Origin of the sequence: Streptomyces sp. NPDC056222, assembly GCF_042264065.1 — a bacterium.
Taxonomy (GTDB): domain Bacteria; phylum Actinomycetota; class Actinomycetes; order Streptomycetales; family Streptomycetaceae; genus Streptomyces.
Window position 1 is genome coordinate 21,545 of record NZ_JBHJTL010000035.1, and the last position, 19,138, is coordinate 40,682.

At 72.3% G+C, this 19,138-nt stretch carries 17 protein-coding genes and 1 pseudogene; 7 read left to right on the forward strand and 11 right to left on the reverse strand.

Annotation, left to right across the window (positions count from 1 at the left end):
* Window positions 1-42: 42 nt before the first annotated feature.
* Together ACFC0D_RS18455 and ACFC0D_RS18460 are read left to right on the forward strand one after the other, a co-directional pair.
* Window positions 43-963, forward strand: a pseudogene (locus ACFC0D_RS18455) (oxidoreductase); the annotation flags it as partial.
* A 9-nt stretch (window positions 964-972) separates the two neighbouring features.
* Window positions 973-1,191, forward strand: coding sequence for a DUF6296 family protein (locus tag ACFC0D_RS18460; RefSeq protein WP_376436778.1), 219 nt, complete (start codon window positions 973-975; stop codon window positions 1,189-1,191).
* 49 nt (window positions 1,192-1,240) lie between these two features.
* On the opposite strand, the gene ACFC0D_RS18465 is transcribed toward ACFC0D_RS18460, so the two are convergent.
* Both ACFC0D_RS18465 and ACFC0D_RS18470 read right to left on the reverse strand, forming a co-directional pair.
* Window positions 1,241-2,008 carry an NPP1 family protein gene (locus ACFC0D_RS18465; protein WP_376436663.1) on the reverse strand — a complete coding sequence of 256 codons (768 nt, stop codon included), beginning with the start codon at window positions 2,006-2,008 and terminating at the stop codon, window positions 1,241-1,243.
* A 170-nt stretch (window positions 2,009-2,178) separates the two neighbouring features.
* Window positions 2,179-3,627: an MFS transporter gene (locus ACFC0D_RS18470; RefSeq protein ID WP_376436666.1), complete on the reverse strand. Its 1,449-nt coding sequence runs from the start codon at window positions 3,625-3,627 to the stop codon at window positions 2,179-2,181.
* 132 nt (window positions 3,628-3,759) lie between these two features.
* On the opposite strand from ACFC0D_RS18470, the gene ACFC0D_RS18475 reads away from it, so the two are divergent.
* Together ACFC0D_RS18475 and ACFC0D_RS18480 are read left to right on the forward strand one after the other, a co-directional pair.
* Window positions 3,760-4,233, forward strand: a complete 474-nt coding sequence (locus ACFC0D_RS18475) for a MarR family winged helix-turn-helix transcriptional regulator (RefSeq protein ID WP_376436668.1) — start codon at window positions 3,760-3,762, stop codon at window positions 4,231-4,233.
* Window positions 4,234-4,256: 23 nt separating this feature from the next.
* Window positions 4,257-4,985: a transporter substrate-binding domain-containing protein gene (locus ACFC0D_RS18480; protein ID WP_376436671.1), complete on the forward strand. Its 729-nt coding sequence runs from the start codon at window positions 4,257-4,259 to the stop codon at window positions 4,983-4,985.
* Here the strand turns inward: ACFC0D_RS18480 and ACFC0D_RS18485 are convergent.
* From ACFC0D_RS18485 to ACFC0D_RS18500, 4 genes are all read right to left on the reverse strand, one after another.
* Window positions 4,973-6,433, reverse strand: a complete 1,461-nt coding sequence (locus tag ACFC0D_RS18485) for an aldehyde dehydrogenase family protein (protein WP_376436674.1) — start codon at window positions 6,431-6,433, stop codon at window positions 4,973-4,975. The genes ACFC0D_RS18480 and ACFC0D_RS18485 overlap by 13 nt on opposite strands.
* Before the next feature lie 7 nt (window positions 6,434-6,440).
* Entirely contained in the window at window positions 6,441-6,638 is a 198-nt protein-coding gene (locus ACFC0D_RS18490; protein WP_376436677.1) for a hypothetical protein, read from the reverse strand.
* A 117-nt stretch (window positions 6,639-6,755) separates the two neighbouring features.
* Complete coding sequence (locus tag ACFC0D_RS18495) at window positions 6,756-8,888, reverse strand: SpoIIE family protein phosphatase (protein ID WP_376436680.1); 2,133 nt, start codon at window positions 8,886-8,888, stop codon at window positions 6,756-6,758.
* A gap of 76 nt (window positions 8,889-8,964) precedes the next feature.
* Complete coding sequence (locus ACFC0D_RS18500) at window positions 8,965-9,891, reverse strand: glutaminase (RefSeq protein ID WP_376436682.1); 927 nt, start codon at window positions 9,889-9,891, stop codon at window positions 8,965-8,967.
* Window positions 9,892-9,998: 107 nt separating this feature from the next.
* On the opposite strand from ACFC0D_RS18500, the gene ACFC0D_RS18505 reads away from it, so the two are divergent.
* On the forward strand, window positions 9,999-10,667 hold the full coding sequence (locus ACFC0D_RS18505) for a 1,4-alpha-glucan branching protein (RefSeq protein WP_376436685.1): 669 nt from the start codon (window positions 9,999-10,001) through the stop codon (window positions 10,665-10,667).
* 81 nt (window positions 10,668-10,748) lie between these two features.
* On the opposite strand, the gene yidD is transcribed toward ACFC0D_RS18505, so the two are convergent.
* The 4 genes from yidD to ACFC0D_RS18525 all read right to left on the reverse strand — a co-directional run bounded on the left by yidD (window position 10,749) and on the right by ACFC0D_RS18525 (window position 16,345).
* Window positions 10,749-10,958 (reverse strand): membrane protein insertion efficiency factor YidD, encoded by a 210-nt coding sequence (yidD, locus tag ACFC0D_RS18510; RefSeq protein ID WP_329124355.1) that lies wholly within the window; start codon window positions 10,956-10,958, stop codon window positions 10,749-10,751.
* A 336-nt stretch (window positions 10,959-11,294) separates the two neighbouring features.
* Complete coding sequence (gene fusA, locus ACFC0D_RS18515; protein ID WP_376436689.1) at window positions 11,295-13,385, reverse strand: elongation factor G; 2,091 nt, start codon at window positions 13,383-13,385, stop codon at window positions 11,295-11,297.
* 381 nt (window positions 13,386-13,766) lie between these two features.
* Complete coding sequence (locus ACFC0D_RS18520) at window positions 13,767-15,074, reverse strand: amidohydrolase (RefSeq protein ID WP_376436691.1); 1,308 nt, start codon at window positions 15,072-15,074, stop codon at window positions 13,767-13,769.
* Window positions 15,074-16,345, reverse strand: a complete 1,272-nt coding sequence (locus ACFC0D_RS18525) for an MFS transporter (protein ID WP_376436694.1) — start codon at window positions 16,343-16,345, stop codon at window positions 15,074-15,076. The genes ACFC0D_RS18520 and ACFC0D_RS18525 overlap by 1 nt, the downstream gene beginning before the upstream one ends.
* Window positions 16,346-16,409: 64 nt before the next feature.
* On the opposite strand from ACFC0D_RS18525, the gene ACFC0D_RS18530 reads away from it, so the two are divergent.
* Window positions 16,410-17,582, forward strand: coding sequence for an Lrp/AsnC family transcriptional regulator (locus ACFC0D_RS18530; protein WP_376436697.1), 1,173 nt, complete (start codon window positions 16,410-16,412; stop codon window positions 17,580-17,582).
* Here ACFC0D_RS18530 and ACFC0D_RS18535 read toward each other — a convergent pair.
* Entirely contained in the window at window positions 17,540-18,586 is a 1,047-nt protein-coding gene (locus tag ACFC0D_RS18535) for an enoyl-CoA hydratase/isomerase family protein (RefSeq protein ID WP_376436700.1), read from the reverse strand. The genes ACFC0D_RS18530 and ACFC0D_RS18535 overlap by 43 nt on opposite strands.
* Window positions 18,587-18,747: 161 nt before the next feature.
* On the opposite strand from ACFC0D_RS18535, the gene ACFC0D_RS18540 reads away from it, so the two are divergent.
* Complete coding sequence (locus tag ACFC0D_RS18540) at window positions 18,748-19,134, forward strand: hypothetical protein (protein WP_376436703.1); 387 nt, start codon at window positions 18,748-18,750, stop codon at window positions 19,132-19,134.
* The last annotated feature ends 4 nt before the right edge of the window (window positions 19,135-19,138 follow it).

Sequence of the window (19,138 nt, forward strand, 5' to 3'; positions counted from 1 at the left end):
CGCATCTTGACACTTGGTGTCATGAACGGCAGCGTGTGCCGCATGACAGATCATCAGCACTGGACCGCCGATCGGATCCAGGACCAGACCGGGCGGGTGTTACTCGTCACCGGAGCCGGCAGCGGCCTCGGCCTGGCGACCGCCCGAGCGCTCGCCCGGCGGGGCGGGCACGTGATCCTCGGCGTACGGGACGAGGCGAAAGGCCGCCGCGCGGTCACGGAGATCACCACCGAGCATCCGGGCGCACAACTCGAGGTTCGCCGCCTCGATCTGGCCGACCTCAACTCGGTCCGCGCGTTCGCCGCCCGGTTGCACACCGACCACGGCCGCCTGGACGTGCTCGTCAACAACGCGGGCGTGATGGCTCCGCCACGGTCGCTGAGCGCCCAGGGCCACGAGCTGCAGTTCGCCTCCAACCACCTCGGCCACTTCGCACTCACCGGACTGCTGCTCGAGCTCCTGGCCCTCGGGGACGACCCCCGTGTGGTCACGGTGACTTCGCTCAATCACCGCAAGGCCCGTATCCGCTTCGACGACCTGGCCGGCGAGCACGGATACTCGCCCATGGCCTTCTACGACCAGTCGAAGCTCGCCAACGCCGCCTTCGGGTACGAGCTCCACCGGCGCCTGGCCGAGGCGGGCAGCCCGTTGCGAAGCGTGCTCGCCCACCCCGGCTACACCGCCACCGGTCTCCAGACCGGTGCGCCGGTCGGTCCGGTGCGGCTGGTCTTCGGCCGGCTGCTCAGGCCGCTCGCTCAGCAGCCGGCCCGTGGTGCGCTGCCGCAGCTGTACGCGGCGACCGACCCAAGCGTGTCGAGCGGCGAGTTCATCGGGCCGGACGGCCGCGGCGAACTGCGCGGCGGCCCGACGCGGGTTCGGCTGTCCGCCGCGGCGACGGATCCGGGGATCGGCCACCGCCTGTGGGAGGTGTCGGAACGGCTGACCGGCGTGCGGTTCACCTATAAAGGGCGCATGGCAAGCGTCGAACGCTACGAGCTGACATTTCCCGTGTCGGGTGACTCCATCGTCGTCACCCGCACGGACCGCAAGGGCGCCGGCGGGCACCCGGTGTACGCCGACGAGACCGGCATCGTGCGGGCCGAGATCGACGAGCAGGGCAACGTACGGATACTGGCCAGCGGAGGCCACCAGAGTCACGACGTGCCCGTACGCGCGGCTCCCGCGTCGTGACCTCCGGCCGAACGCGACCCGTCAGGCGTGGTTCGTCAGGCGCGGCCCGTCACGCGTAGGGGTCGAACGGGATCCCGGACGGCTTCGCCTTCGCCAGATGGCCGGCGAAGTTGCTGTCCTTGAGGCCGAAGACGGCGCTGCCGAAGTTGGCCTGGCTCAGCTTGTCGCGGAGCCCGGCGGGGTAGCCGTTCCAGCCGACCAGGGCGGGGAACTGCCACTGGCGCTTGTGGTTCTCCGGCGGCTCGTCGTTGGAGTTGGCGGGCCGGAAGCAGTGCGTGCTCAGACCGTCCTTGTGGTAGACGACCTTGGGGTGTGTCCCGTCCCACCGGATCTGGTCGCGGCCGTGGGTGTTGAAGTTTCCGTGCGCGGAGGTGGAGACGTACCGGGCCTCGTTGTTCTGGATCCACACCACGACGTGCTCCCAGTCGTGGCGGTGCCCGCCGAGCCCGCTGCCCGCCACGGCCTGGTCCTTCTCGAAGTAGAGGCCGTACATGACGGCGCACCAGCCGTTGTTGCACTTCGAGCGCGCGTAGCCGTTGGTGTTGTCGAGGTCCCAGGAGTCCCGGCACTGGCCGTTGAGGGCACCGGACGGATTGAGACCGCCGTTGACGGTTCCGTCCGGACCGATGGCCGGCGTGGGGTAGCAGCCGTCCGTGTCGTAGTCGAAGGCGGGCTGGAACGTCTGCTCCAGCCCGTCCGCCGACGCGGGCAGCGCCGTGGGCGGCGCGGCGAGGGCGCTGCCCGGAACGGCGACGACCAGCGCGATGCTGCTGCCGAGGATGAGCGAGACCCTGCGGATCCGCGAACTCGTCTTCACCTGTGTCCTCCTGATGGGCCGCCGTATGGGGGTGCGCGGCTGCGACTGACATGCCCACATCAGTCTTGCCGTACCCCTGCGAACCTCGGAGGACCTTCCGGTGGACGTGCGATGAAGGCGGGCCGAGTCCTGGCCGCGGGTCGCGCCCGCCGACAGGGACGGACCGTGGGTCAGACCTTCGCCTCGGACACGGGGCGCGAGGGGGCGGTGGTCCCGGGGGTGTCCGCCCCCGGGCGTACCGGAATGAGGATGGCGACCACCGCCGCCGCGAGGCCCACGGCGCTGCCGATCAGCAGGGCGGCACGGAAGGCGTCCTCGGAGGGCAGCAGATGGCCGCCGAAGTCCGTGGTCATCTGCGCCAGGACGACGCCCATCACGGCTGCCGAGACCGAGCTGCCGATCGAACGCATCAGTGTGTTGAAGCTGTTGGCCGACGCGGTCTCCGAGACGGGCACGGCGCCCATGATGAGGGCGGGCATCGCGCCGTACGCCAGGCCGACACCCGTGTTGCAGACGAGGGTGACGACGAGCAGACCGCCGGTGGACTCCATGAGCGGCAGGGCGGACGCGTACCCGAGCGCGATGACCAGGCTGCCGACGGCCAGGGTGACCTTGGGACCGCGGGCGGCGGTGAGCTTGGCTCCGAGCGGGGCGAGGACCATCATCATCAGGCCCGCGGGGGCCATCCACAGCCCCATCGCCAGCATCGACTGACCCAGGCCGTAGCCGGTGGCCTCGGGCAGCTGGAGGAGCTGCGGCACGACCAGCGACTGGGCGTACATCGCGAAACCGACCAGGATCGAGGCGCCGTTCGTCATCAGCACCTGCGGGCGGGCGGTGACGCGCAGGTCCACCAGCGGCTCGGCGGTGCGCAGCTCCCACCACCCCCAGGTCAGCAGGGTGACGACCGCGGCCCCGAAGAGGACGAGCGTGGTGGCGCTCCCCCAGCCCCAGTCGGAGCCCTTGGACACGGCGAGCAGCAGACAGACCAGGGCGCTGCCGAGGCCGAGGGCTCCTGGTACGTCGAACCGGCCAGGGGCGGAGTCCGTTCGGCCCGCGGGGACGAGCAGCCGGATCAGCACGCCGACCGCGAGGCTCAGGACCGCGGCGACCCAGAACAGCACGCGCCAGCTGGCGTTCTCGGCGACGGCGGCGGAGAACGGCAGGCCGAGCGCGCCGCCCACGCCCATGGAGGCGCTGATGAGGGCGATGGATCCGCCCAGCCGCTCGGCCGGCAGCACATCGCGCAGCAGGCTGATGCCGAGAGGGACCACGCCCATGCCCATGCCCTGCAGTCCGCGTCCGACGATCATCGGGACGACGGAGGAGGACAGGGCGCAGACGACCGAGCCGAGGACGAGGGGTGCCACGGAGACGAGCAACATACGGCGCTTGCCGTACATGTCACCGAGGCGGCCCGCGACGGGCGTCGCCACCGCGGCCGAGAGGAGGGTCGCGGTGACGACCCAGGACGCGTTCGACGCGCTGGTGTCGAAGAGGCGTGGCAGGTCGCCGAGGAGCGGGACGACCAGGGTCTGCATGAGCGCGGCCACGATGCCCGCGAAGGCGAGTACGCCGACGACACCACCGGGGCGGGCGTCGGTCCTTGAGCTGTTCACGTGGTTCTCCCTCGGGGCATACATAGCGATGTGCATCATGCACACGAGATGCATAGTACACATTGCATGTATCCTGCATATGAAGGCCCTGTGGTTGGCGGACGGCCGTGCGGGGTTGGGAGGATGGCACCCATGGAGAAGCCCACGCACCTGATCGAGTTCGAGACCATGCTCGTCGGTCGGCACTCGCATCTGTTCAACCCCCGGACGCGGAGCACCGGCGGGCGGCTCGACCGGAGCGCCTATGTCGTGCTCAGCCGCATCCGGATGGACGGGCCCATGTCCATCGGCGAGCTCAGCGAGGCGTTCGGCCTGGACGCCTCCACGCTCAACCGGCAGACCGCCGCCATGCAGAAGGCCGGGGTCGTCGAGCGCATCCCGGACCCCGACGGCGGCATCGCCCGCAAGTTCAGCATCACGGCCGAGGGCCTGCGCCGCCTCGACGCGGACCGCGCGGAGAACGTCCACGGCCTGGAGCGGGTCCTCAGCGACTGGACGGCCGACGAGGTGGCCGACTTCGCCGCGTATCTCAAGCGGTTCAACAGCGACATCGAGCGCCTGGAGGGGCGCCCCTGGCCGCGCCCGGACGCCACGCACCCGGTGTGAGCAGGTGTCCTAGACTCCGCCCCATGACGAGCGCGACGGCAGACATCAGCGAGGATCTGGCACCGACCGGCGTACTGCGGGCATCGATCAACCTGGGCAACCCGGTCCTGGCCGCGGGCACGCCCGAGGCCCCGGCGGGGGTCACGGTCGACATCGCGCGGGAGATCGGCGCACGGCTGGGGGTGCCGGTCGAGCTCGTCTGCTTCGACGCGGCACGCAAGTCGTACGAGGCGATGGCCACGGGCCGGGCCGACATCTGCTTCCTGGCCGTCGAACCCGCGCGGGAAGCCGAGGTCGCCTTCACCGCGCCGTACGTATTGATCGAGGGGGTGTTCGCGGTGGACCGGGACTCGTCCCTCGCCACGGTCGCCGACGTCGACCGTGACGGTGTACGGATCGGTGTGAAGCAGGGGTCCGCCTACGATCTCTACCTCTCCCGCACCCTGCGCCACGCGTCCGTCGTGCGCGGGAAGGAGGGCGTGGACGTCTTCCGGTCCGAGGGCCTGGAGGTCGCGGCAGGCATCCGGCAGCCCATGACCGAGTACGTCGCGCCCCGTCCCGAACTCCGGCTGATCGAGGAACGGTTCATGGAGATCCGGCAGGCCGTGGGGACCACCCTGTCCCGGCGGCCCGCGACCGTCCGGTTCCTCTCCGACCTCGTCGAGGAGCTGAAGGCCGACGGGTTCGTCGCCGACGCACTGCGACGGGCGGACCGGTCGGACACGCTCGTCGCGCCGCCTCAGAAGGGGTAGCGGGCCTGCCGGCCCGCGATGGTGATCCAACGGGTGTTGGAGAACGACTCGATGCCCCAGCGCCCGCCGAAGCGGCCGTAGCCCGAGGCTTTCACGCCGCCGAAGGGGGCGTGGGGCTCGTCGGCGACGGACTGGTTGTTGATGTGCACGATGCCGGAGTGGATCCGGCGGGCGACCGCCAGTCCATGGGTGGCGTTCTCGGTGATGATGCCGCAGGTCAGCCCGTTCTCGGTGTCGTTGGCCAGGGCGACGGCCGTCTCGTCGTCGGCGAAGGTGTCGACCACGCACACGGGCCCGAAGACCTCCGCGTAGTGCAGCTCCATCTCCCTCGTCACGCCGCTCAGCACGGTCGGCGGGTGCACCGCGCCCCGCGGATTCCCGCCGCCGGTGAGCACGGTGGCTCCCGCGGCGACCGCGTCCGCGACGAGCGCGGCCACCCGGCGGGCCGCGTCCTCGCTGACCAACGGGCCGATGACGGTGTCCGGGTGGCCCGGGTCGCCGGTAGGGAGCGCCGCCGCGCGCGCGGCGAACCGTCGTGTGAACTCCTCGGCGACACTGTCGTGGACGAGGAGACGGTCGCCGGACATGCAGATCTGGCCGGCGTTCATGAAGACGCCGAACGTCGCCGCGTCGACGGCGTAGTCCAGGTCCGCGTCGTCGAGGACGATCACGGAGTTCTTGCCGCCGAGCTCGAGGACCGCCGGCTTGAGGTGCCGCGCCGCGTGCGCGCCGATGAGGCGGCCGGTGGGGGTCGAGCCGGTGAAGTCGACCGCCCGGACCCGGTGATCGGCGATCAGTGTCTCGGCGATCTCGGCGGAGTCCTCGAGGGCGTTGGTCACCACGTTGAGCACGCCGTCGGGCAGCCCGGCGTCGCGCAGCACGTCGGCGACGAAGAGCCCGGCGGCGATCGGCGCCCTCTCGCTCGGCTTCGCCACGACCGTGTTGCCCGCGGCCAGTGGGGCTGCGACGGCCCGTACACCGAGGATCAGGGGCGCGTTCCAGGGTGCGAACGCGGCCACGACACCGAGCGGTTCACGCACCGCGAGGCCCAGCGCGCCCTCCTCCTGGGCGCTGAGCACCTCGCCGCGGGGCGCGGTGACCCCGGCGGCGGCCTCGCGCAGGATGTTCGCGGCGAGCCCCACGTTGAAGTACGCCCATGGGCGTGTGGCGCCGGTCTCGCGTGCCATCAGCGCGGCGGCCTCCTCGCTCCTGGCGTCGAGGAGGTCCGCCGCCTCGAGGAAGACCGCCCGGCGGGCGAAGGGGGCGAGCGCCGCCCAGGCGGGAAAGGCCGCGTGGGCGGCGTCGACCGCCCGGGTGACATCCTCGGGTCCGGCGGCGGCGACGATCGCGTACACCTCGCCGGTGTACGGGTCGAGGTCCTCGGTGGTGCGGCCGGAGGCGGCGGGTACCTCCCCGCCGCCGATCAGCAGCGCACGCGTGACGACCACCGTACGGTTACTCCGCGCCCGTCCGGGCACGTGCTCCGAAGGCCGCGCCGGCGCCCGCGTTCTCCGCGCCGCGGTCGTACCAGTAGTCCCCGGCGGTCAGGCAGTGGGCGGGATACCCCTGGCCTGGCGCGGCGGCGGGCCCGGCCTCCCACGGGGCGGGGGAATGCCGGCGGGTGGGGTCGAGGCGGGTGGGTCGATCGGTCATGGCGGCTCCTGGTCGTGACGGCCTTCCCATCCTCACCCGTATGCCCTCCGCTCGCCTCGCGGCGCGGCTCGGGCGGTGCCCTGAGTCGACCGACCGGCCCACCGCAGTACGCATTCCCTACGGTCTGCTCGGATCGCTACGGCTCCTCAGCGCCAGCAGGGCGATGTCGTCCGTACGCTGTCGCGCGGGGCGGATCTCACGCAGGAGCGTGTCGATCAGGAGCTCCAGGTCACTGTCGTCCGCCTCGTCGATGTGACCGGCGAGTTCGGCGAGTGAGTCGTCGAGGTCGGTGCCCGGCGTCTCGACGAGACCGTCGGTGTAGAGCAGCAGCATCAGGCCGGGGGGCAGCGGGATCTCGGTCACCGGGTAGGCGGCGCCGGGGACGACGCCGAGCAGCGGGCCGGGCGTCACGTCGAGCGGGACGGTGCGGCGGCCCGGGAGGCGCACCAGGGGCGGCGGGTGTCCGGCGCTGGCGAAACAGACGCGTTGCGCGGCGAAGTCGAGATGTGCGTAGAGACAGCTGGTGAACAGGCCGGGGTCGAGCTCGGTGAGCTGCTGGTTGGCGGACGAAAGCACCTGGTCGGGGGGCTCGCCGAGGGTCGCGTGGGCGTGGACGCCGGTACGGACCTGGCCCATCAGCGCGGCGGCGGCGACGTTGTGGCCCTGGACGTCTCCGATGACGGCCGCGGCCGCGGTGTCGCCGAGCCGGATCAGGTCGTAGAAGTCACCGCCGATGTCCATGCCACGGGTGGCGGGCAGATAGCGGGCGGCGACGTCGAGGCCGGCCACGTCGGGGAGGCTGTGGGGCAGCAGGGCCTGCTGGAGTCCGTGGGCGAGCCGCTGCTTGGTGTCGTAGAGCCGGGCGCGGTCGAGGGCCTGCGCGACGAGGCCGGCGAGTGAGGTCATGACGGCGCGTTCCTCGGTGGGGAACGTGTGGGGCCGGTCGTAGGACAGGAGACAGAGGCCGACCGGACGGCCGGAGATGATCAGGGGCAGAAAGGCCCACGCCTGTTTGTCGGTGGTCGGCCGTACCTCGGGGTAGATCCGTCTCATCTCCTCGGGGTCGGCGAGGAACGAGGGGATGCCGCTGGTGACCGCCTGTCCTGCGGGGCTGAACGTGGCGTCGATCGGCAGGGCGTCGAAGCGTTCGACGATCTCGGGGGTGTAGCCGCGGTGGCCGGTGATCCGCAGGCGGCCGGAGTCGACCGCGGCCAGGATCAGGCCCTGTGCGCCGAAGGCGGGCATGATCTGGTCGGCGACCAGATCGACGACGTCCTGGACCCCGACGACCTCGGTCAGGCCCGCTGCCAGGTGCATGAGCTGGTAGAGCTGCCCGGCACGGGCCGGCGTGGCGGTGGTGGTGTCGCGCCGGGTCGCGGGGGCCGCGGGGAGCGCTCCCCCGGTGGGCACGATACGGACGCTGACCCCACCGGCGTCCGGGTAGAGGTGGAAGTCCAGCCATCGGTCCGGGGGGCGGCAGGCCGTGAAGGAGACGGGCTCACGACTGAGGACCGCGGCGCGGTAGCGGTCCTCGTAGGTGGGGTCGTCGAGCCAGCGCAGGGACTGCCACGGCAGTGTCCCCAGGAGGGTCTCGGCGTCGTTGCCGAGCAGTTCGGCCCCGCCGTGGCTGAGGTAGGTGATGCGTCCGTCCAGGTCCAGGGCGCAGCAGCCGCCGGGCAGGCGCTCGGCGAAGTCGGCGACCGCCTGCTCCGGGCTCGGGGGCGGGCGGGCGGTGTCGAGCGGGAGGACGCGCGGCAGGTCCGTGTCGCCGAGGGGTGTGCCACTCTCGGCCGCCCCCTCCAGGAGCTCGGCCAGACGCCGGCAGCAGGCGGTGACCAGGTCGTGTTCCCACCGCGACAGCCGGGGCGGGCGGGCGGCCGGCCACATCAGGAGGAGTGAGCCCCAGGCACGTACGCCGGTGATCGGTGCGGCGGCCATGGCGAGGGGGTACGGGAGGGCCATGGAGGTACGGGGATAGGTATGGGCCATCTCCTGCTGGCTGCCCACCCAGATCAGCCGGTTCTCGCGGACGGCGTCGGCCACGGGAGCGGGCGCGGCGAGCGGGACCCGCGCCCATGGCGTGGCGAGTTCCGCCGGAGCGCCGCAGAGTGCCTCGAGGCGGAGCACCTTCGCGTCGTCCGACGCGAGGAGGTAGACGGCGCCGATGGAGGCGCCGGTGCGGCGGACCGTCTTCGTGAGCGCGGCATCGATCCCCGCAGTGCCTCTGGGCGGACCGACCGTGCTGGTCAACAGGCACCTCCAGCGTCGCAGCCCCGGTGCTCGGTCCCATTATCGCGCGGGGTGCGGTCGGCGGTCGCCGCGGCCGTCAGAAGACGGAGAGCCCGGTGATCGTGGTGAAGCGGTCCAGAGCGGCGACTCCCGCGACCGAGTTGCCGCGTTCGTCGAGGCCAGGGCTCCACACGCACAGGGTGCAGCGGCCCGGCACGACGGCGATGATGCCGCCGCCGACACCGCTCTTGCCCGGCAGGCCCACGCGGTAGGCGAAGTCCCCTGCCGCGTCGTAGGTGCCGCAGGTCAGCATGACCGCGTTGACCTGCTTGGCCTGGCTGCGCGTGAGCAGCCGTGAGCCGTCGGCGCGGATGCCGTGGCGGGCCAGGAAGCCGGTGGCGAGCGCGAGGTCGGCGCAGGACGCCTCGATGGAGCACTGCCGGAAGTACTCGCGCAGGAGGACCGGCACGGGGTTCTCGATGTTCTCGTACGAGGCCATGAAGTGGGCCAGCGCGGCATTGCGGTCGCCGTGCGCGGTCTCCGAGGCGGCGACGTCCCGGTCGAAGTCCAGGTCCATGTTCCCGCTCTCCGCGCGCAGCAGGTCGAGCAGGCTGCCCGATGCGTCGCCCGTGAGACTGTGCAGCCGGTCGGTGACGACCAGGGCTCCGGCGTTGATGAACGGGTTGCGCGGGATGCCGTGCTCGTACTCCAGCTGGACGAGGGAGTTGAAGGGGTTGCCCGACGGCTCGCGGCCGACGTGCTCCCAGAGGACCTCGCCCTCCCGGGCGAGAGCGAGCGCGAGGGTGAACACCTTGGTGACGGACTGGGTGGAGAAGGGCTGCTGCCAGTCCCCCACCCCGTACACCGTCCCGTCGAGTTCGGCGACGGCCATGCCGAACCGGCCCGGGTCGCCGACGGCGAGCGCCGGGATGTAGTCGGCGGGTCGGCCCCGGCCGACGAGGTCCCCGATCTCCTCGGCGATACGCTCGAGGACCGGCTGGAACGACAGCAGCATGATCCTCATTGTGCCGTCGTGCCTCGACGGGTGACGCACGGGGCGCACCCGTGCGTCGAGGTGGTCCGGCACTCCGGTGACGGGAACCGGGCGCCGCGGTGGGAAGTTCACTGATCATGGCTGTTATTCATCGCACCACCATGAACCCGACCAAGCTGGAGCTGTTCGCCGCATGGCTCCCCTCCCGGCCGTGGTACGTCGCCACCGGGCGCGCACCGGAGCTCGCCAGGGCCGGGGGCTTCCGGCTCGACGACCCGCAGGGGGAGGTGGGCATCGAGTTCATGGTCGTCACGGACGGCTCCGGTGACGGTGCCGTTTCGTACCACCTGCCGCTGACCTATCGCGGGGCTCCGCTCGACGGCGCCCCCGCCGACGCCCTCGTCGGGACTTCCGAGCACGGTGTGCTCGGCACGCGCTGGGTGTACGACGGGATCCACGACCCGGTCCTGGTGGAACGGCTGCTCGCGCTGCTCGAAGGCCGCGCCGAGCCGCAGGCGCAGAGCGAGACCGACACTCCGGACCGCTCCGTCACCGGACGGTTCGACGGTGACGGTCTCACGGCCGCGACCGGGCCGGGCGCCGTCACCGAAGGACGGCACGGCACCGAACTCGCGGTAAGGACGGACGGGGACGGCGGCAGCCCCCTCACCCTCGCCGTGACGCGGGTGCTCCAGGGCTCCGACGGTCCGGCGGAAGCACGGGGGCAGGTCACCGCCGAGTGGCAGTCCCCGGACGGAGGCCGCAGCCGCGGAGCGTTCGTCGTCGTGCGCGAGAACGCGGGCTGACCGGGCGCCGGGGCGGTCGGCCGCCGGTCGACGGGGCCGGGGCGTCAGGGGCCGTCGGAGCCTCGCGGCGCCGACCGGCGGTCAGTCCGGCACCGGGTCCGTGAAGCCCCGGCGCCGGGCGGCCGCCGGCCTGCAGCGCATCAGGCGAGCTACCGTCAGGAGCGCGCCCCGGCGTGCGCCGTGGCGGCTCAGCGCCTTGACGGCGTACGTGGAACAGCTGGGTGTGTACGGGCAGCACGGCGGCCGGCGCGGGCTGATCTCCTCGCGGTAGTGCTGGACGGCGGTGTACATCGCACCGGCAACGCGCCCGGCGGGGCGTCCGGATGACGGGCGCCGACCCCCCGAAGGGCGCAACAGAGCCAGGAACAGCGCCGGGAGGAGGGTCAGCCACATCTCCGGACAGCACTGCCGGCTCGCGACGCAGTGGTCGAGCATCCCGGAGCAGCAGCCCTCTTCCCCGTCCTCGCGCCTCTTGCTTCGGCGGGCGGCTCGCCCGGGCTTCCTCGATGACGTCACAACGCCCCCTCCGTGTCGATCGGATGATATGCGCGCCGAGCCGGCGAGCCCGGCGGCGGGTGTGGGCGTGGGACGGGCCCGCCCGGAGGAGGGCGGGCCCGTCAGGAACGGCTACCGGGACGCCGTCCCGGCGGTGAGGCCGGCCGGGACGGGCGCGTAACCGGTCGGCCGGGTGGTGAAGGTACCCCGGCCCTGGGTGCGGCTGCGCAGCCGGGACGCATAGCCGAACAACTCGGCCAGCGGCACGGTCGCGGTGATCACCGCCGTACCGGCACGTGCGGTGGAGCCGGAGACCCGGCCGCGCCGAGCCGCCAGGTCACCGAGCACCCCACCGGTGGCGCTGTCGGGCACCGTGACCGTGACCTCGACCACGGGCTCCAGGAGCGTCATCGCACTGGCGCGCAGCGCCTCGCGGAGCGCGAAGCGACCGGCCGTGCGGAACGCCATCTCCGAGGAGTCCTTGGAGTGCGTGGCACCGTCGGTCAGCGTCACCCGGACACCGGTGACCGGGTGGCCGCCGAGCGGGCCCTCGGCCAGGGCGTCGCGGCAGCCCGCCTCGACCGCGCGGACGTACTCCTGCGGTACCCGGCCACCGGTGACGGTGGAGGAGAAGGCGAACTCCCCCGCCGTACCGGCATCGGGATCCAGCGCCGCCACGTCGAGAACGACGTGGGCGAACTGGCCCGCGCCACCGTCCTGTTTGACATGTCGGTAGACCAGGTCGGTGACCCCGCGGACGACCGTCTCGCGGTAGGCGACCTGCGGCCTGCCGACGCCGATGTCCAGGCCCTGGGCCCGGCGGATCTTCTCCACGGCCACCTCCAGATGCAGTTCGCCCATGCCCGACAGCACGGTCTGGCCGGTCTCGGGGTCGGTGCGGACCTTCAGCGAGGGGTCCTCCTCGACGAGCCGGGCCAGCGCAGACGCCAGCCGGTCGGTGTCGAGGCTCCTGCGGGCCTCGACCGCCACGGAGACGACCGGGTCGGCCACGGTGGGCGGTTCGAGGAGCAGGGGCGCCGAGGGTGCGGACAGGGTGGCACCGGTCCTGGCGTCCTTCACGCCGACGACCGCGACGATGTCCCCGGCCTGCGCCCGGTCCACTTCGGTGTTCCGATCGGCCTGCACCCGGAGGATGCGGCCGATCCGTTCGGTGCGCCGTGCGGCCACGTCGAGCACGACATCTCCCTTTCCGATCGTTCCCGCGTACACACGCAGGTAGGTCAGCCGCCCGGTGGCGGTCGAGTTCACCTTGAAGACCAGGGCTGCGAACGGTGCCGCCGGGTCGGCGGCCCGCTCCTCCACCGCGCCGTCGCCGGTGGAGCCCTGGACCGGGGGTACGTCCAGTGGCGAGGGCAGGTAGGACACGACCGCGTCGAGGAGCGGCTCCATCCCGCGGTTGCGGTAGGCCGATCCGCACAGCACGACCACGCCGTCCCCGGTCCGCGTGAGATCACGCAGGGCCGCGGTCAGCGTCGGCGCGGCGAGCTCCGAGCGCGCGCAGAACTCTTCGAGCGCGTCCGGATGGAGCTCGGCCACCGCCTCCTCGAGGGCGCGGCGGCGATGTCGCGCCGCGTCCACGAGTGCCTCGGGCACGGGGCCCTCGGTGTACGTGTCGCTGCCCGGCGCCCAGACCAGGGCCCGCATGTGCACGAGGTCCACGACTCCGGTGAAGCCGTCCTCCTGACCGATGGGCAGCTGGACGACGAGCGGCACGGTGTGCAGCCGGTCCCGGATCGAGGCCACGGCGGTGTCGAGGTCTGCGCCCGCACGGTCCAGCTTGTTGACGAACGCGATCCTCGGTACCTGGTGCCGGTCGGCCTGTCGCCAGACCGTCTCGCTCTGCGGCTCGACCCCGGCGACCGCGTCGAACACGGCGATGGCACCGTCGAGGACGCGCAGCGAGCGCTCGACCTCGTCGGAGAAGTCGACGTGTCCGGGGGTGTCGATGAGGTTGATCCGGTGGTCGTCCCAGACGCAGCTGACGGCCGCCGCGAAGATGGTGATGCCGCGGTCGCGCTCCTGCGTGTCGAAGTCGGTGACGGTGGTGCCGTCGTGGACCTCGCCGCGCTTGTGGATGGCGCCGGTGAGGTACAGCATCCGTTCGGTGACGGTGGTCTTGCCGGCGTCGACGTGGGCGAGGATGCCCAGATTCCTGACGCTGTTCAGGGAGTTGGGCAGGGGAAGGTGAAGGTGGGTACGCACGGCCCGGGGCCTTTCGAGGTGTTTCGAGAACAGGGCGGCGCGATTCCCGGACGAAGCGGCCCGGAAGCGGGCGTGGAGAGCCCCCGAGAAGGGGTGGGCTCAGAAGTTCGTCACGGGCGTCCGATGGCGGCCGCGCAGCCGGCACCGGTCGGACCGGGACATCAGGATCACGTCGTACCGTGACGGGGAGACGACGACGGCGATGCGGCAACGCATGGTCGGGCTCCCCTCGGTTCGCATGATCGGCCACGCCGGGTTCCCGGCGGCACGTGAAGTGAGTCTAGGGAGCCGACCCCGATCGTGACACCGATTTACCTCCTGACGGTGCGGGCGTACGGAAGCGCCGGCGGGTTCGGCCCCGCCGGCGCCCCAAGGGCGGCCTCACACACCGGTGGTGGGCTTCGTCAGCCAGTGGGCGGCGGCCGCGAGGAGGGTCGTCACGCCGATCTCCAGGGTCGGTTCGGGTACGGGCGCGAAGAACGGGGAGTGGTTGGCGGGGACCGTGTCGGGGATGCCGTTCTCCAACAGGGTCGCGGGGTCGATGTCGCGGTAGAGGGCCGGGTCGGAGCCGCCGAAGTGCCAGAAGACGGAGGGCACTCCGAGCGCGGTGCCGAAGGTGCCGAAGTCCTCGCTGCCGGTGACGGGCTGCGGCAGCGTGAAGACATGGCCCTCGCCGAGCGCCTCCGTGAGGGCGCCCTGGACGGCGTGGGTGGCGTCACGGTCGTTGACCGTCACGGGGAAGGTGTTGAAGGGGACGATCTCCGGGTCCTTCGGGGCGCCCGACGCGGCGGCCTCCGCGAGGACGATCCGCTTGACGGCCCGCAGGACCCTCTCCCGTACCTCCGGGGTCGTACTACGGATGTTGATCATCAGCTCGGCGACGTCGGGGATGATGTTCTCCTTGGTGCCGGCGTGCAGCGAGCCGACGGTCACCACCGCCGTCTGGGCGGCGGCGATCTCGCGCGAGACCACGGTCTGCAGGCGCATGACGATCGCTGCGGCGAGGACCACCGGGTCGACGGTGGTCTCGGGCATCGACCCGTGTCCGCCACGGCCGTGGAGCCGGACCCTCAGGTTGTCGGAGGCGGCCATGACCGGGCCCGGGCGGGTCCCGACGAAACCGACCGGTGCGGGGGCCACATGCTGGCCGAGACAGATGTCGGCGCGGGGGAAGCGGTCCAGGAATCCGTCGTCGATCATCGCCGGGGCGCCGCCGATCTCCTCGGCCGGCTGGAAGACGGCGACGACCGTGCCCTGCCATCGGTCGCGGGTGGCGGCGAGTTGGGCGGTGGCGCCGAGCAGACAGGCGACGTGCATGTCGTGACCGCAGGCGTGCATCACCGGGACCTCGTTGCCGTCCGGGTCCGTCCCGGTCGCGGTGGACGCGTACGGCAGTCCGGTCCGCTCCTTCACCGGCAGACCGTCCATGTCGGCGCGCACCAGCACGACCGGGCCCTCGCCGTTGGCCAGCACACCGACGACACCGGTGCCACCGACGCCTTCGGTGACCTCCCAGCCCTGTTCCCGCAGCCGGGCGGCGGCGATGCCGGCCGTACGGAACTCCTGGAACGACAGCTCGGGGTGGGCATGCAGGTCCTCGTAGAGGGCACGCAGGCCGGGCAGCAGCTCGCCGAGACCGGCGAGCAGCGGGGCGACGGGGACGGCGGTGGTGGATCGGGGCGTAGGCATCATTTCTGCTCCGTGGTGAGAGAGGACGGGTCGGAGTGGTGGTGGGCCGCGCGGAGCGCGGCGCGGAAGGAGTCGGCGTCCTGCGGCGTGACGAGCGACGTCACGGCGACGATCACGGCACCGAGGACCAGGAAGGCGAAGGCCACTTGGAAGGAGAAGACGTCGGCGAGCACGCCCATGACGGGCGGCGCGACCATGCCCCCGATCTGACCGCCGAGGACGATGACGGCGCTGCCGACGCCGATGTGCCGGGAGTCGAGTCCCCGCAGCGGCACGGCGAAGATCGGCATGTACGCGAGGGAGGCGGCGCACGCGGCGACGGTGGCGAAGACGACGAAGCCGGTGAGGGAGGCCGAGTAGGACATCAGGGGCAGGGCGATCGCGGCGACCGTCATCGCCGGAACCACGATCTTCCGGTGATGGCCGCCGAGCCGGTCGACGAGTCGGCCGCCCACGACCGTCGCGAGCGCCGAGGCGAGCGCCGGAATCGCGACGAGCGCGCCGGCGGAGGCCAGCGGGATGCCGCGTTCGTCGTTGAGGTACGAGGGGATCCAGGTGGTGAGGCCCCACATGATCGTGCTGTAGCCGAACAGCATCAGGGCGAAGCGCCACAGCACGCCCTCGCGCAGCATCGGCCGGAGTCCGTTGCGGACGGCGGCCGTCTCCCGATCGGCGCTGCCCGCCAGCGGCGCCGGCAGCCACATCCGTACCGCCACGAGCACGAACACCCCCAGAGCGGCCGTCGAGAAGAACGCCGAGCGCCAGCCGAAGGCGGCGATGAGCGGGGCGACGGCAAGCGGGGTGATCACGGCGGCGAGGGCGTTGGAGCTCATGATCAGCCCGTTGGCACCCATCCGTTCCTCCGGCGTGGTCCGCTCCACGAGGACCTTCATGGAGGCGGGCGGGAAGATCCCCTCGGCGGCGCCGAACGCGAACCGGAGGACCAGCAGTACGACGAACGACCAGGCGAAGCCGGTCAGGGCCGTGAAGACCGACCAGGACAGCAGGGCCCAGCAGGTCACCCGCTGAGCTCCGTAGCGGTCGGCGAGCAGGCCGCCGGGGATCTGGCAGAGCGCGTACGCGAGGAAGAACGCGGAAACCACGAGCCCCTGTTGTCCCCGCCCGAGGTCGAACTCCTCGCCGATGGAGGGCAGGACCAGATTGATGACGAGGCGGTCGGCGTAGTCGACGAGCCAGGCGGCGAACAGCAGGACGATCGTGATCCGGACGGTCCGTCGGGTCCGGACCGCGCTCGGGGGCGGAGCTGACACGGCACTCCTCACTCTCCGGTGGCCGGTGTTTCCCCCGGCCGGAAGTGCCCCTACGATCCGGTCCGTGAACGATGAAGCCTCGAAATCGCCGGAAAGCCTCATGCACATGGATCTGGTGCCGGATTCCGGCACGGCTGATCCTGACGCCGGGTTCTCCGAGCTCGATCTGGCGCTCATCGACGCGCTCCAGGCCGCCCCGCGCGCCCCGTGGTCCCGCATCGGGCGGGCGCTCGGTGTGGACCCGACGACCGCGGCCCGCCGCTGGGAACGGCTGCGCGCGGGCGGTCTGGCCTGGATCACCGCGTACAGCAGCGCGGGGACGACCGCCGTCGCCTATGTCGAGGTGCGCTGCCGGCCCCGGCACCTGGAGGCGGTGAGCGCCGCCGCGGCGGCGCTGCCCTGGGTCTTCAGCGTGGATGAGACGGCCGGTGACTTCGACCTCTTCCTCTCGGTGGCGGCGCCCGACCTGCCCACGCTCGGCAGGTCGGTGCACCGGGTCATCGGTGGTCTCCGCGGGGTCCGTTCGACGCGGACGCGGCTGGGCATCACGCTGTACGGGGAGGGCCGCGACTGGCGGATGCGGGCGATGGAGCCGGCGGAGCGTGCGGCCCTGTCCGCCACGCCCAGGCCCCGGGGCGGCCGCGTCGCGCACGGCCTGCGGGCGTACGACCGTGTCTCCCCCGAGGACCGTGCCCTGCTCGCGGCGCTCGGTGGTGACGGCCGGCTCGGGTACACGGAGCTGGGGGCGATGACGGGTATGAGCGAGCACACGGCCCGGCGCAGGGTGCAGCGGATGACGCGGGAGGGCGCGATCACGATCCGCTGCGATCTGGCGCACCCGCTCGCGGGTCTGCCGACCATGGTCGTCTATCGCGCCTGCGTCCCGTACCCGCATCTGGAGACGACCGGGAACGCGCTGGCGCGGCTGGACCAGGTCCGGATGTGCGTCTCGGTGAGCGGACCGCAGAACCTCCTGGTCCTGGTGTGGCTCCACGGCCTCGACGCGATCGACCCGTTCGAGGCCCTGCTGGCGGAGCGTTTCCCGGCGCTGGAGGTCAAGGACCGGACCGTCGCGCTCCACACGCCGAAGCGGATGGGACGGCTCCTCGACGCGCAGGGCCGCGCGATCGGCCGCGTACCGCTGGGGATGACCTGGGACGGGACGCTCCCGGACGAGCGGCCCCGGTCAGGCCGTCACGCCGGGAACGGCTCCGGGGCGCCCGACGGGTCGAAGTAGCGGGCGACGGCCTCCTCCGTGACCTCGGCGAGCGTGGGCGGAGACCAATGCGGATCGCGGTCCTTGTCGACGACCTGCGCGCGGATGCCCTCGACGAGGTCCGCGGAGGACAGGGCGGCGCAGGAGAGCCGGAACTCCATGTTCAGGACGGCTTCCAGGGACTCGAGGTGCCGGGCGCGGCGGAGCGCGGCCAGGGTGGTCTTGAGAGCGACGGGCGAGCGGCCGAGGAGCGTGGTGGCCGCTTCCTTGGCCTCGGGGACCCCGGAGTCGATCAGCCGGTCGATGACGGCCTCGACCGTCTCCGCGGCGTAGCACGCGTCGATCCACTCGCGCCGGGCGGCCAGTTCGCCGGGCGGGGCCGGCCGGGCGAACCGGGCCACGGCCTCGTGTGCGGGGGCTCGCGTGAGCTCCTCGGCGAGCCGGGGCAGCTCGTGCGACGGTACGAAGTGGTCGGCGAGCCCGGTCAGGAGAGCGTCGGCGGCGCCGGCCTGGGCTCCGGTCAGGGCGAGATGGGTGCCCAGTTCGCCGGGCGTCCGGCTGAGCAGATACGTACCGCCGACGTCGGGCACGAAGCCGATGCCGGTCTCGGGCATCGCCACGCGGGAGCGTTCGGTGACGAGGCGGAGGGAGCCGTGGGCGGAGACGCCGACGCCGCCGCCCATCACGATGCCGTCCATGAAGGCGACATAGGGCTTGGGGTAGCGGGCGATGCGGGCGTTGAGCCGGTACTCGTCGCGCCAGAAGTCGACGGTGGCGCGGCCGCCGGCGCGGGCGTCGTCGTGGATCGCCCGGATGTCGCCGCCGGCGCACAGCCCCCGCTCACCTGCGCCCTCGATGACGACGGTCTCGATCGCCGGATCGTCCTCCCACGCGGTCAGGGCCTCGTCGACGCGGCGCACCATGGCGTGGGTGAGCGCGTTGATGGCCTTGGGCCGGTTCAGCGTGAGGAACCCGGCCCGCCCCTCGGCGCGCACCAGGACGTGCGGGCTGTCGGTCGCGGTCATCGCAGGGGCTCCGCCGGGCCGGGGGCCGCCAAGAGTCGCATGATCCCGTCACTTCCCTCCAGGACGATCTTCCGACCACCGTATCCGGTGAGGCCTTCCGGGCGACAGACGATCACTTCCCCGGCCGTCACCGCGGTCCGCCGCTGTGAAAGGGTGCCGCCATGCTCGTGCCTCCCGAGAACACCCTGTTCGTGCCCGGCCCCACACCCGCGCTGCTGCTCGGCGGCGCCCCCGTCCACGCCGGCCTGCCCGCCGTGGACGCGCCCGGTGGGACCGTGCCGGTGTGCGAGGGCTGGAGTGTCGTGCCCCGGCTCACGCTGTGCGTGGTGGACGGCCCGGGTGACGCCGGGTGCGTCGTGCCCGCTCTCATGGCGCCGGTGTTCGGCGGCTCGGGAAGCCCCGACGACATGGTGGCCTGGTGCGAGGACGTCGAGCGGGCGGGCGGGGCGGTCGTCCTCTCGCTGCCCGAGCTGCCGGAGACGCTCGACTGGGAGAGCCTGCTGACGGGCGGGGTGTCCCGCGGCGGGTTCATGGCGGCCCTGGGCTGAGCCC